This is a genomic window from Lentilactobacillus dabitei, from assembly GCF_019061365.1.
GTDB lineage: Bacteria > Bacillota > Bacilli > Lactobacillales > Lactobacillaceae > Lentilactobacillus > Lentilactobacillus dabitei.
The window spans coordinates 2,818-15,507 of record NZ_JAHPPD010000014.1; the positions used below are offsets into that span (position 1 = coordinate 2,818).

The window sequence follows — 12,690 nt, forward strand, 5'->3', positions numbered from 1 at the left end:
TCCTTTTTAAATTTTTACATGCCCCTCAAACCTGAATTTCATGTGTGATACAATGTGTAAGTATTTATAAAAGGAGCATGAGTATGAACAACAATTCAACCAAATCATTTAGGAAAAAGGCTGGACCTTTGTTTAGACGATTTAATCGCTTTTGTCGAAAGTATCATTTGGTTAAATGGTTGGTTGTTTTGTTCCTGAGTGTTGGATTGATGACGAGTACCTACTTAGTGTTCCTGGCTAAAACGGCTCACGTCCAAAATCTTGAATCCTCGCTTGCCAAAACAACTGAAATTTTTGACGCAAGTAACCATAAGGCAGGAGAACTATATGCCCAAAAAGGGACTTACGTTCAACTAAATAAAGTTTCGAAAAATATTCCCAAGGCCGTTCTTTCTACTGAGGACCGTAATTTCTACCATGAATATGGTTTTTCATTCAAGGGAATTGCTCGGGCAGTGTTTTTACTATTAAAGAACAAAATCTTACATCGTGATTATATCAGCGGTGGTGGGAGCACATTAACCCAGCAATTGGTCAAGAATGCGTATTTATCGCAAGAACAGACCATGACTCGAAAGCTCAAAGAATTATTCCTGTCAATTCAGGTCGAAAATGTTTATTCCAAAAAAGAAATTTTGACGATGTATCTTAACAACGCGTACTTTGGTAACGGAGTATGGGGCGTTCAGGATGCTTCCCAAAAATATTTCGGTCAAAATGCGATTGATTTATCGGTTCCCGATGCCGCAGTGTTGGCAGGGATGCTGACGTCGCCGAGTGCGTTTAACCCAATTGACCATCCCAAAGCTGCTAAATGGCGGCGCAACGTGGTTCTTCAATTGATGGTTGAAAACAATCAATTGACGCAATCGCAGGCTGATTATTATAAGAAAACACCGATTGTCTTGCGTGATACCTATGTTCGAAAAGATGGGTATAAATATCCCTATTACTTCGATGCGGTTATCGATGAGGCGATCAGCAAGTATGGGCTGACTGAATCCGAAATCATGAATCGTGGTTATCGAATTTACACCAATCTGAATCAATCCCAACAGCAGGCAATGCAGACAACGTTTAATAATAATTATTACTTCCCGGCAAATGCTGCTGATGGAACAAAGGTGCAGGCTGCTTCGATCGGTGTTTCTCCAAGTACTGGTGGCGTAACTGCCGTTGTTGGTGGCCGGGGTCAACACGTCTTCCGGGGATATAACCGAGCAACCCAGATTAGTCGGCAGCCCGGGTCGACCATGAAGCCCCTTGCGGTTTACACACCTGCATTAGAAGCTGGGTACAAGTTTGATTCAGAGTTGGTCGACAAGAAAAAGTCGTATGGTGCTAATCACTATACGCCGAAGAATTACAATAACGTTTACCAAGGTAAGGTTCCAATGTATGAAGCGTTGGCTCAGAGTATGAATGCCCCAGCTGTTTGGCTGCTTAATCAAATCGGGGTTAATCGCGGTTACCAATCTGTGAAGGACTTCAATATCCCGGTTACTAAGAAAGACAAGAACCTTGCTTTGGCACTCGGTGGGATGGACGGCGGCGTTTCACCCCAACAGATGGCTGGAGCCTATACCGCGTTTGCCAATGGTGGTAAAGTGGTTAAGCCCTTCTACATTCGTAAAATTGTCGACTCGACAGGTAAAGTTGTGGTGGACAACACGGCCAAGCAACAAGGTCGTCAAATTATGTCAGCTTCCGTTGCCAAGCAAATGACCAGTATGATGCTGGGCGTTTTCAATAACGGAACTGGCGTGGATGCGAAGCCTTATGGGTATCAAGTTGCCGGGAAAACCGGAAGTACAGAGGCCGATGATACCGGTTCGGCGGATGCAACCAAGGACAAATGGATTATTGGTTATACACCAGATCTGGTTGTCGCAACTTGGGAAGGCTTCGACAGTACCAGCCAAGCTCATCATCTTGAAAATCTGAGTGGGACAGGCGTTGGCCCATTGTTCAAGAACGAGATGCAGACGATGTTGCCATACACCAAGAACTCAACGTTCAATACCAAGGATGCCCAAACGATTGTTCAAGGTGAAAGTAATAATGATAATCTTTGGGATACGATTCAGAAGAAAACGGATGAATACTCTAATAAGTTTGAACAAAAGGCTAAAGAGTTTGTGGACGATGCCAAGAGCTGGTTTGGCCATTAATTAATCCTAATCCCAACAGAGTCCGAGTAGCTTTTGTGTTAAACTAAAAGAAATACAAATTAAGGTGGAAAATTTAATGAATGAAAAATTAACGGATCTTGCGACTCAATTACAACAGGAATTGATCACGACCAAAGAATATACTGATTTGAAGGGTACCTACGAAAAACTGCAAGCAGACGCTGACACCTTTAAATTATTCAAACAATTCCAACAAACTCAGATGCAATTACAACAGAAGCAGATGCAAGGGACTCAACCAACCCAAGAAGAAATTCAAAATGCGCAAGCAATGGCAACTAAAATGGGACAAAGCCCAATTATTTCTGAATTGATGAACAATGAAAAGGCACTTAATAAGGTCTTAGGTGATGTGAATGATTTGGTCACCAAACCAATCATGGAATTGTACCGGAATTAATAAGTAAAGTTGGAATTGTTTTTTGTCCAGATTCTACCGTTTAAGCAATAGCGCAGCCATTCCTGATGTGGAGTGGTTGCGCTATTGGCTTAAATACCTCAAATCCAGTCATTCATGCGGAGAAAGGAACTAATATGAAATTTATTCATGCCGCGGATTTACATTTAGACAGTCCTTTTCAGGGCTTACATAACGACTCTCTGCCAACACCTTTGTGGGAACAGATCCGCCAATCAACGTTTACCTCTTTTCGACGGATTGTTGACGGTGCGATTGATCAAAATGTGGACTTCGTCTTGCTGGCAGGGGATCTTTTTGATCGCCAAGAGCGCAGTGTTTCTGCACGAGTTTTTTTAATTCAACAGTTACAAAGATTGGCGGATGCAAGGATCCCAGTCTTGATTATTTTTGGCAATCATGATTATTACAGTGGCGACCTAAAGCAACTAGGCTATCCGGACAATACCAGCGTTTTCGGCAATCAGGTTGAAACCAAAAAGATTCAGCTACTAAATGGCCAGGTTGTTGCCATTACGGGATTTAGCTTTCAAAACCAGTGGGTTAATGAACCTATGATCAATGATTATCCGAATGCGGTGGCCGCTGATTGGAATATCGGCATGCTCCATGGTAGCTTGGCTGGGTTAGACTCACCTGAAGCCAACTATGCGCCGTTTACACTGGAGCAACTTCAATCGAAAAATTACGATTATTGGGCGTTGGGACACATTCACAAACGCCAATCACTTGACGATAAGGGATTAATTAACTATTCAGGTAATACCCAGGGCAGACATATTAATGAAACCGGGGAAAAAGGTTACTTGCTGGTTCAAAGCACTGGACACGAATTGACAACTGCTTTTCAGCCAACTTCACCAATTGTTTGGGAAGTTGTCGCGATGAAAATCACTGATAAATCGGTTGATAATTTGGCGAATTCAATTATGAATGCCCTTTCCAAGCAACATTATTCGAAGCTACATTTCATCAGAATTCGGTTGACTGCCGATCAAGCAATTCCCGATAAAATTTTGGAATCGTTGGCTAGTGGAGACTTATTAACGGCCGTTCAACAAATGAACACAGGCAGCTGGCAACAGTTAAATACGTGGGTGACCTCAATTAAGGCAGCTACTGGATCTCAAAGAATTATCAGCAGTCTTGACCAATCTTTTTTTGACGAGGCTAAGCAGCAAACTCTCACTTCTGAGCAACTTGATCAACTAACCCAACAGAGCCTGGATAAGTATCCGTTCATCAAGGCTGACTTAGCCACTCGTAATAGCCAACAGGATATTTTTGAGCAGACAACTGCTATTTTACAGCGTCATGTCAGTGGTGCCGAGGACGGGGAGGCCAGTCAGAAGTGATTATTAAAGAGTTAGTGATATACGGATACGGAAAGTGGGTCGATCAGCATTTTTCCTTCGCCACCCCTTTACAAGCCATTTATGGGCCGAATGAAGCCGGTAAGAGTACGATTATAGATTTTATCGAATCAATGCTCTTTGGCTTTCAAAACAAAAAGCAGGCCGTTCATGGGCAATTTTATCCAAAGACGTCTAAAGCATACGGTGGCGAGCTCATTTTTGAACAAGGTCATCAAAATTATAAGTTAGTAAGAATAGATGGGCCGAAGGGCGGCAACGTCAAATTCTTTGATATTGATCACGATATTGAACTCCCATCGGCTGATTTTGAAGCGCTCCTTTCCCCAATTGATCGACAATCGTATAATCAACTATTTTATTTTGGTGATTTCGATAAAAAAGAATTTTATAAAACTGACGAAACCGATTTAGGATTGCGGATTCAGCAAATTGGGGTGACAGACGCCGATAAATGGGCCGGACTCCAAAAAGAACTTTCAAAAATGGCTGATGAATTATATAAGCCCCGTGGTCGAAAGCAACAAATCAATGTCAAATTGAAAGACTACCATGAGCTCGAGCAAAAAGTTCAAGATGCCAAAAAAGCTTATCCAGCGTATTTAAACCTTCAAAGCAAATTAGATGACGTCACGGCCAACTATGCTCATCAGCACAATGAGCTACTACAATTACAAAGACATATTCAAGCCGACCAGCAACTCGAGAGCTATTTGCCTTTAATTCGAGAGCGGAGTGAGTTGGCAAAAATCAGTGAAAATGACTTATTAACCGGATTTGACGACACTGACGAAGCAATTTTTGATCGTTATCGCGCCGATATCACGTCGGTTATTGCTCAGGTTAAAGACAATCAAAAACAAGTTGATGAAATTAAAAAAGCTTCCAGTGAGACTCCTGCACAACACTTCTATGAAGAAAATCAATTTCAAATTGATGCATTGATGGGTGATTTGGCAGGCCAGCGAAATGTTGCCTCGCGCATTCAATTGATGAGCAGTCAACGTGACAAGACTCAAGAGAAGTTATTACAGCTAAAGGCGAGTCTTCCTAAGAATGAGGCCGGGGAGTTACCATTACCATTTCCCAATGATCAAATGAACCATATTAATGAGTTGCTCAGACAGCAGGGGAATCTCAAAGATCAACTTAGAAATGGTGAAAGTCGAACGACTCGTCGACCAAAGCCCGCGAAGAAATCTTTGACGCCTTACTATGTAATAGCTGGTATCATCGCATTAGTGGCGATTCTGGTAAGCCAGCATGCCGTCATCAGCATCATTGGGTATTTAATGGCACTTGGTATTCTTGGGTGGGGATTCACCCAACAACGAAATCAATCACGCGATCAGTTCTCGAGCCAACCCATTACTGATCAGCAAGCCCTCAATCGGCAATTAGCTGTTATTCAAAATCAGTTGCAACAAATTTCATCCGATTACCGACTAAGTGGAATTGAGGAAGCAAAATGGTTTTCCATTCAATCCGCACTTCATCAAGTCGACGATTTACAACAATCTCTGAGTGAAAATAATCATCAGCTTGAAGCTGAGCAAAAAAAGTATGAGCACTATCTTGACCAATGGCAATTCGCAAGAGATTGGATTCATTTCGATCCCGATGCATATACGCATAATCTCGATTTACTTGAACAAACTGTTAATCATTGGCAACAACAATTTGCTGAATTTAGGCAAAAACAAAAGAACTTGGTTATTTTCCAAAACTTAGTTGATCAAACGAACGCTAAGTTAACTCAAACAAAAAAGCAGGTAACCGATTTTTTGACCCAACGAGCCGTTCATTCTGAAGATGAATTTAAGCGGACCCTTGCGCAACAAAAACAATTACGTGAAAAGTTACGACGCAAAGCTGAACTTAATGAGCAACTTGAAGGAGCTAACATTAATATGCCAAATGATTTGGATGAGTCAAAGTTAAAGACTAAACTTGATCAAGAACGGCAACGACTTGACGACCTTCAAAGATCCGTCAATAATATGAGTGAACAGAAGGCTGAATTGAATGTTCAACTCACTCATTTGGTGGAAAGCGGGCATTATTTTGACCTGAGACAACAGCTTGCTAATTTGGAAACTGACATTTTGGATGATCTTCATCGTTATTTGGCGTTGCAATTATCGACCAGATGGATTCAAAATGTGTTAAACATTGCAACAAAGGGCAGGGTGCCTAAGATTCTTAAATTGGCCAAACAATATTTTGCGACGCTAACCGATCATCAATACAAAAACATTCTATTTGAGAATGAAATCAGTGTTGTCAGAAAAGACGATGTTGCCTTCACAGTCAATGAATTATCAAAGGGGACTTTGGAACAATTATATCTTGCGCTCATCTTATCGATGACAGTGGGTTTTAGCGACCAATACCCGTTGCCAATCATGATTGATGATGGCTTTGTCAACTTTGATAAAACGCGAAGACAGGCCGCCTTTGCGATTCTTAAGCAAGTCAGCCAGAAAACACAGGTACTGTACTTTACCGCTAATGATGAAATTCGAAATCATGGGTTTGAAGTATTGGATTTAAGTCAATTTTAGGAGGTGCATCATGGCAAAACAATTAATGGATTTAAAATTGGATGAAGAATTTGACTTATATGTATTGTTGAAGGAAGCGAAAAAACGAGTCGCCAAAAACGGGAAAAACTTTATCTCGTTAGTTTTTCAGGATCCTTCAGGCCAGCTGCCGGGCAAGTATTGGGATGCATCTGATCAAGATATCCAACAGTTCTCCCAAGGACGCGTTGTCTTGCTCAAGGGGAAGCGGGAAAATTATATGAATGCGCCACAGGTGAGAATTATGGCAATGCGCTTGGCAAGGGATGATGAGCCTCATGATCCGCTTGCGTTTGTCAAACGAGCGCCGATGAGTCGATCACAGATGGAGGATATCATTAACCAAACAATTTTTGAGATCACCAATGCCACCTATAATCGCGTTGTCAGAGCGCTGATTTCGAAACATGCTGATGCATTCTTTACATTTCCGGCTGCTAAATCGAATCACCATGATTTTGCTGGTGGGTTGGCTTTTCATACCATTTCGATTCTGCGTTTGGCCCATTCCGTCGTGAACCAATATAATGAAATTGATGCACCGTTATTATATGCCGGGGCAATTCTTCACGACTTGGGCAAAACAATTGAGTTGTCCGGTCCTGTGGCTACTGAATATACTTTGGCAGGGAACTTGCTTGGTCATCTAAGCATTATGGATGCGGAAATCGTAGAAGCTGCCGATAAACTAGGAATTAGTAAAGACTCACAGGATCTGATTCTATTAAGGCATATGATATTGGCGCACCATGGCCTTCTCGAATATGGGTCACCAGAACGTCCGCAAATATTAGAAGCCGAAATTTTGCATCATCTGGATGAGCTTGATGCAACCATTATGATGATTCAAGGTGCTCTTAAGAATGTCAATCCAGGAGACTATACAGACCGAATCTTTGGATTGGATAATCGACGCTTTTACAAGCCAAAACTAACCATTGAAACTGGGAAAAAGCCGACTGGCCCAGCCCAAAGCCAGTTATTTTAGCTGTATGATTGGCAAATTTAGGAATAAAAAAGATTGAATCCTGATACTGAGGATTCAATCTTTTTTTGATAATAGATTATAAAGAATTACTTCTTCTTTGAGCTTGATGAGAGGTAATCAGACAAGACGTTTTGAAGGTCTTTATCTTGGATAGTAACGTTACCCTTCTTCAAAACTTTAGAAACAACTGAATGCAAGGTATTGCTATCAGCCATCTTCTTATCAACGATCTGGCTCTTTAATTCACTTTCATGGTCTTTGTAATTACCCTTGGCTGGATGGTTAACCATTTGAATCACTTGATAACCATATTGAGTCTTAACAGGGGTCTTCGTGTATTCACCGTTCTTTAAGTTAAAAGCAGCTTTCTTGAAGTTGCTGTCAAGTGAAGTATTAGTGTTGTCAAATGCGGCAATTCGGCCACCTTTGTTCTTAGTAGCAGTATCAGTTGAGTACTTCTTAGCCAAGCTTGAGAAGCTCTTGCCAGCCTTGAGTTGCTTGATAACGGTCTCGGCAGTTGATTTCTTTGATACCAAGATTTGGTTAACAGTTACTTTTGGTTGATATGACTTGAACTGGTCTTTAAGTTGAGCGTCAGTAATTTTAACGTTATCCTTAACGGCTGCTTTCAATAAGAGATTTGAACGGATCGAATCTTTTAATTGTGAAGCGGTCATGCCGTTTTGTTGGAGAACGGCGTTAAATGATGAGCCATATTGCTTCTTGTATTTGTTAAACTCACTATTAACTTCTGACTTCTTAACTTTGTCACCGTATTGCTTCTCCAGAACTTTGTTCAAGATCATTTGTTGCAATACTTGTTTACCACTTGAAGTACTCTTTAAGCTGCTATAATAGGCACTTTCCGTGATTTTACCACCGTCAGTAGTTGCAACAGATTTGCTGCCACATGCTGCAAGAGTAAAACTCATAAGTACGCCGGCTAAAACGATTAGCCACTTTTTCATACAAAAACACATCCATTTCTACAATAGTATTCGTTTGTAAAGCAAACGTTCCAGATAATAATAACATAATATTTGGAATATTTATAACCTGTCCCTGAATTTAAACAAATGTTCATAATTAGCTGAAGTTTGTTAAGGCTTCTTGGTAAGGTTTGAACTATATTTGGTAATCTCTTCGATCCGCGGCTGGATTTGGAAGAGGGCATCATCCATATCTCGCTGAATTGAATTAATTGCCTTTGTGAGTTCAGGTAGTTGTTCTTTAAAAGTTGCAAAAGATTTCTTGAAATCTTCATAAGAATTTTTCCATTCATCCGCTGCCGCTTTTTTGGCCATGATTGATTCCTTAGTCTTACTAACGAATGCAGCAGGCGTTTCCTTTCGAGAATAGAGGTAGGCACCAGCTACAAATACCGACGTCCCGGCAATCTTAAAAAATGTTTTCATCCTAATCACCCATGTGTTCGACGATTGAATCTTGGATTTTCTTCAATGAATCACTGTCGTATTTATTGGAGTTATCCTTGAAAATCATCTTAAAATCATCGTCACTGCTATAACGGGGGATCAAGTGGAAGTGAGAGTGGAATACTGACTGGTAGGCAACCTGGCCATTATTGTTTAAAATATTCATTCCCTTGATGTCCGGATTGGATTCTTTAACAGCTCTGGCGATTTTGGGGATTCTCGCAAACACTTGACTGGCGAGCTCTTCGTCATATTCAAAAATGTTTGGAATATGTTTTTTAGGAATGACCAACGTATGTCCGGGTGTCCCTTGGGAAATATCCAAGAAAGCTTTGACAATATCGTCTTCGTACACGGTGTAGCTCGGTATTTCGTTACGAACAATCTTACAAAAAATACAATCTTTCATAAAAACAAACCTTCTTTCTGCTGATAATACTGATATTATAACATTAATGTCGACTTGAACTCATTCATGGGATTTCTTTCTATGGTATAATCGTTTCTGTAAATTTATGACGAATGTGGAGTGAAAAGATGACTTTAGAAGTTTCCAACTTGGTTGGTGGATATTCACAAGTTCCCGTTTTAAAAGACGTCAGTTTTGACGTTAAAGACGGTGAGCTAGTTGGCTTGATCGGCCTTAACGGGGCAGGAAAGTCAACCACCATCAATCATATTATTGGCCTTTTGACACCATTTAAAGGGTCGGTCAAAATTAATGGCATCACATTAGATGAGGATGTCAAAAAGTATAAACAGCAAATTGCCTATATTCCTGAGGCGCCAATTGTTTATAAAGAATTGACTTTAAAAGAGCATTTAGAAATGACGATGCTGGCTTACAATCTGGACCAAGATGAATCTTGGCAGCGGGCTCATCAATTATTAAAAATGTTTCGCTTAGATAATAAGCTTGACTGGTTCCCAGACAATTTTTCCAAAGGAATGCGCCAAAAAGTCATGATTGTTTGTGCCTTTTTGACAAATGCCAAACTGTTTATCATTGATGAACCATTTTTGGGGCTCGATCCGCTGGCAGTCAACGACCTGCTGAATCTGATTTCAGACCGCAAGAAGCAGGGCGCCAGCATCTTAATGTCGACACACGTCTTGGATACAGCTCAGCGATACTGTGACCGTTTCGTACTTTTACATGATGGCACAGTTCGTACTGAGGGCACAATTGAACAATTGCGGCAATTGTTCCCTGAAGCCGGTGATTCATTAAATGACATTTATCTGACCCTTGCGAGGGAGGGCGAGCAGTCATGAATCAATTATTTAAACGACGGCTCGTTGACCATCTAAAAGAAATGATGAAATACCTGCGATTGGTGTTTAATGACTACTTCGTCTTGGCATTGTTATTTGTCATTGGTGGATTGGGTTATTATTACTCTAATGCCCTCAAACAGCTCCACACAGGCCTGTGGTGGGCACCAGTGGTCATTATTGGTATTTTGCTAGTCAGCCTGCAACTTGGCCGATTTGCGACTCTGGTTCAAGCGCCTGACTATGTTTTTTTACTGCCTCGAGAATCTGAAATGGTCAATTATCTTAAGCGGGGATTTAATTATAGCCTCGGATTAGCTTGGTTAATTCAGGTGCTGATTTGGTTCTTACTGTTGCCATTCATCCAGGTGACAACTCAAGCTAGTGGTGTGAACCTCATCTCATTATTAGCAATGTTGATTTGTTTAAAAACCACTTGGCTTAATACTGATTTCGCTAGAAAATATCGAATTAAATCCACTTGGTTGCTGAGGGATAACCGATTACTTTGGCGACTGATCATTCCAGCACTTCTTTTGATTAACGCTGTTTACTTCAGCTATTTGGTTTCATTGATAGTAGCAGTTTTGATTACCGTTGATAGTTTGCTTCGACGACCGTCATGGACGACTCATTCAATTGATTGGAAAACTATGATTGACGATGAAAATAGCCGGATGCACACGGTGTACCAATTCTTTAACCTGTTTACAGATGTGCCGGCAATTTCTGGGTCAGTTAAACGGCGTCGATACCTTGATGGGTTATTACGGCGTACTAAGTTGATTCCTAAAAATACTTATCTTTATTTGTATTCTCATGGGATTGCCCGCGACAATGAGATGAGTGGGCTGTATGTTCGCTTGTTAGTGATTGGCACTTTATTTTTGGTGTTTATTCAGGGTGAAGCCTTGCCAATCGCACTGTGCTTGTTATTTGTTTATCTAATTGGGTTCCAAATGATCCCATTCTACTTTCATTTTGATGACAATGCCTTTGTTCACATTTATCCGGTTACCCATCAAAATCAAATGAAGAGTTTTCAACGAGTCTTGTTAGTCATGCTGGGATCGGTTGCTGTTGTTTTCGGCATTGCCGTGATCGCCATCAACTATAATAATCCCATCACGATTATCGGGGTGGTTGTCGGTGAGTTGATCGAAATTTGGGCATTCATTTATATTTACCTGCCTAGAAGGATTGCTCGCAGTCAAAGAAATCGTGCCTAATGATCATTGAAAGCCAATATAAGGCACCAATTGGATTGTTTTTTTAATAGCCCCGTAGCAATAGCCTCGTAGCCTGCCAAATTTTTAGGTTGTCAGGTAAACTTGCGACAGATAGCTGATAGGATCCTATCTACGTAAACATCACAACCATTCCAAGTTCGAATGATTGCGATATTCGTTTAGATTCTGGAATCAACATATTTGTTGTTTCACTTTTATTACCGAAATGTTAGGAGAATTTTATGCGTGTAAGAAATAAGCCATGGGCTGATAAATATATCAAGGATCACGAAGCTTATATCGTGGTCGATCCTCAAAAATGGTTAGGAAAGTGGCAATCCCGCTTTGAGAAGCAACAACCATTAAATGTTGAGGTTGGGACCGGAAAGGGTCGATTTATTATTGAAATGGCCAAAGCACATCCGGATGTTAATTATATCGGCGTTGAACTTCAAAAATCGGTCATTGCCACGGCTTTAAGAACTTTTATGGATGAACCTGTGCCCAATCTCCAATTTGTATTAACCGATGGTGCTAATCTAGACGAGATTTTCTTAAAGAATGAAATTAAAAAGATCTTTTTAAACTTCTCAGATCCATGGCCCAAGAAACGCCATGCCAAGCGACGATTGACGTCTCCAGGATTTTTGAGAACCTATCGGCACGTTTTGGATACTGATGGGGACATCGAGTTTAAAACTGATAATCGGGGTTTATTCGAATACACGCTGGTCACAATGAATAATTTTCCACTCAAATTTGATTACGTGTCATTAGATTTGCATCATTCACCAGAAGATGTTGACAACATTGAAACCGAGTATGAGCAAAAATTTAGTCCTAAAGGACCAATTTATAAATTGGTCGCCCACTTTATGGCCTAGTTGTCTCATAACGAATGATCTTACCGGTTTGGCTGTCCGCCCAAAACGCTTGAACTTCTAAATTTCCGTTGTTATCCTGATAGTTGAAGCCAAAGTGAAAGCGGGATGGATCGGCGCTTGTTTCTGGCAAAATCCGCCAACTGCCAATGTAGGTGACACCCTGTAAGGGATAAGCGTTTTTAGCACGCTGAACGATTTTTTCCAGAAATGTACTTCTGTTCTGAGCAATTTTATACTCAATGTATGATCCAATGGCCAATCCTGTTAGCGTTAGGCCATAAAGAAGTGGTTGTTTTTTCATAATGTGCCCCTT

At 40.8% G+C, this 12,690-nt stretch carries 12 protein-coding genes; 8 read left to right on the plus strand and 4 right to left on the minus strand.

The features are described 5' to 3' along the window. The first annotated feature begins 83 nt into the window (after window positions 1-83). The 5 genes from KTE19_RS03500 to KTE19_RS03520 all read left to right on the plus strand — a co-directional run bounded on the left by KTE19_RS03500 (window position 84) and on the right by KTE19_RS03520 (window position 7,553). A complete protein-coding gene (locus KTE19_RS03500; protein WP_217163266.1) occupies window positions 84-2,171 on the plus strand; it encodes a PBP1A family penicillin-binding protein in 2,088 nt (695 codons plus the stop codon). 76 nt (window positions 2,172-2,247) lie between these two features. Beyond that, on the plus strand, window positions 2,248-2,592 hold the full coding sequence (locus KTE19_RS03505) for a YlbF family regulator (protein WP_217163268.1): 345 nt from the start codon (window positions 2,248-2,250) through the stop codon (window positions 2,590-2,592). 134 nt (window positions 2,593-2,726) lie between these two features. Continuing rightward, complete coding sequence (locus tag KTE19_RS03510; RefSeq protein WP_217163270.1) at window positions 2,727-3,965, plus strand: metallophosphoesterase family protein; 1,239 nt, start codon at window positions 2,727-2,729, stop codon at window positions 3,963-3,965. Beyond that, window positions 3,962-6,547 (plus strand): ATP-binding protein, encoded by a 2,586-nt coding sequence (locus tag KTE19_RS03515; protein WP_217341641.1) that lies wholly within the window; start codon window positions 3,962-3,964, stop codon window positions 6,545-6,547. Before KTE19_RS03510 ends, KTE19_RS03515 begins: the two co-directional genes overlap by 4 nt. Window positions 6,548-6,557: 10 nt before the next feature. Next, window positions 6,558-7,553: a 3'-5' exoribonuclease YhaM family protein gene (locus KTE19_RS03520; RefSeq protein ID WP_217163274.1), complete on the plus strand. Its 996-nt coding sequence runs from the start codon at window positions 6,558-6,560 to the stop codon at window positions 7,551-7,553. Between the two features lie 86 nt (window positions 7,554-7,639). Here the strand turns inward: KTE19_RS03520 and KTE19_RS03525 are convergent, their stop codons facing one another. The 3 genes from KTE19_RS03525 to KTE19_RS03535 form a co-directional block, all read right to left on the minus strand. Continuing rightward, entirely contained in the window at window positions 7,640-8,521 is an 882-nt protein-coding gene (locus KTE19_RS03525; RefSeq protein WP_217163276.1) for a peptidylprolyl isomerase PrsA, read from the minus strand. Window positions 8,522-8,653: 132 nt separating this feature from the next. After that, entirely contained in the window at window positions 8,654-8,968 is a 315-nt protein-coding gene (locus KTE19_RS03530; RefSeq protein WP_217341642.1) for a hypothetical protein, read from the minus strand. A 1-nt stretch (window position 8,969) separates the two neighbouring features. Then, window positions 8,970-9,398 (minus strand): HIT family protein, encoded by a 429-nt coding sequence (locus KTE19_RS03535; protein ID WP_056982616.1) that lies wholly within the window; start codon window positions 9,396-9,398, stop codon window positions 8,970-8,972. 128 nt (window positions 9,399-9,526) lie between these two features. Between KTE19_RS03535 and KTE19_RS03540 the strand changes: the two genes are divergently transcribed. From KTE19_RS03540 to trmB, 3 genes are all read left to right on the plus strand, one after another. After that, complete coding sequence (locus KTE19_RS03540; protein WP_217163280.1) at window positions 9,527-10,264, plus strand: ABC transporter ATP-binding protein; 738 nt, start codon at window positions 9,527-9,529, stop codon at window positions 10,262-10,264. Beyond that, window positions 10,261-11,493, plus strand: a complete 1,233-nt coding sequence (locus tag KTE19_RS03545; protein ID WP_217163282.1) for an ABC transporter permease — start codon at window positions 10,261-10,263, stop codon at window positions 11,491-11,493. Before KTE19_RS03540 ends, KTE19_RS03545 begins: the two co-directional genes overlap by 4 nt. A 242-nt stretch (window positions 11,494-11,735) precedes the next feature. Then, window positions 11,736-12,377 carry a tRNA (guanosine(46)-N7)-methyltransferase TrmB gene (gene trmB, locus KTE19_RS03550; RefSeq protein ID WP_217163284.1) on the plus strand — a complete coding sequence of 214 codons (642 nt, stop codon included), beginning with the start codon at window positions 11,736-11,738 and terminating at the stop codon, window positions 12,375-12,377. Here the strand turns inward: trmB and KTE19_RS03555 are convergent. After that, window positions 12,367-12,678, minus strand: coding sequence for a hypothetical protein (locus tag KTE19_RS03555; RefSeq protein ID WP_217163286.1), 312 nt, complete (start codon window positions 12,676-12,678; stop codon window positions 12,367-12,369). The genes trmB and KTE19_RS03555 overlap by 11 nt on opposite strands. Window positions 12,679-12,690 lie beyond the last annotated feature (12 nt).